This is a genomic window from Streptomyces sindenensis (assembly GCF_014649035.1).
In the GTDB taxonomy this organism is placed as follows: Bacteria; Actinomycetota; Actinomycetes; order Streptomycetales; family Streptomycetaceae; genus Streptomyces; species Streptomyces sindenensis.
In genome coordinates this window covers 1-539 of sequence record NZ_BMSG01000101.1, presented here as the reverse complement: position 1 = coordinate 539, position 539 = coordinate 1, and the positions used below count along the sequence as shown (strand labels likewise).

Below are 539 nucleotides of genomic sequence, written 5' to 3'. Positions count from 1 at the left end.
GCCTCACGATTGACGAAGAACGGACTGTCCTCCCACCGAATGTAATCGCTCAACTCCTCACAATGCACACTCGGCGGAATCAACTCATTCCGCATCGACAACGCCAACGCCATCACACTCACCAGACCGGAAGCCGCCTGAGTATGACCAATATTCGGCTTCACCGACGTCAACGCACACCAACCCGAACGCCCCGACTCACCCCCACCAAAAGCATCCACCAACGCATTGATCTCCACCGGGTCACCCAACCGCGTACCCGTACCATGCGCCACCACATAACCCACCGACTCCGCAGAAACCCCCACCCGCTCATACACATCACGCAACAACCGCGACTGAGCAGCACCACTCGGAGCCGTAATCCCGTTCGTCCGCCCGTCATAATTCACCCCACTCCCCAGAACCGTCGCATACACCCGCTGACCGTCCCGCTCCGCATCCACCTGCTTCCGCAACACCAACACCGCAACCGCCTCACCCGGCACCATCCCGTCCGCACGCCGGTCAAACGCCCGAAGCACCCCCTCCGACGACAA

Annotated in this window: 1 protein-coding gene; it reads right to left on the bottom strand. The window is 60.9% G+C overall.

Annotated features, from left to right (window positions below; translation table 11 throughout):
* Positions 1-539 (bottom strand): beta-ketoacyl [acyl carrier protein] synthase domain-containing protein (locus tag IE145_RS33215; protein WP_189529130.1); only part of this gene is annotated, 539 nt, incomplete at both ends.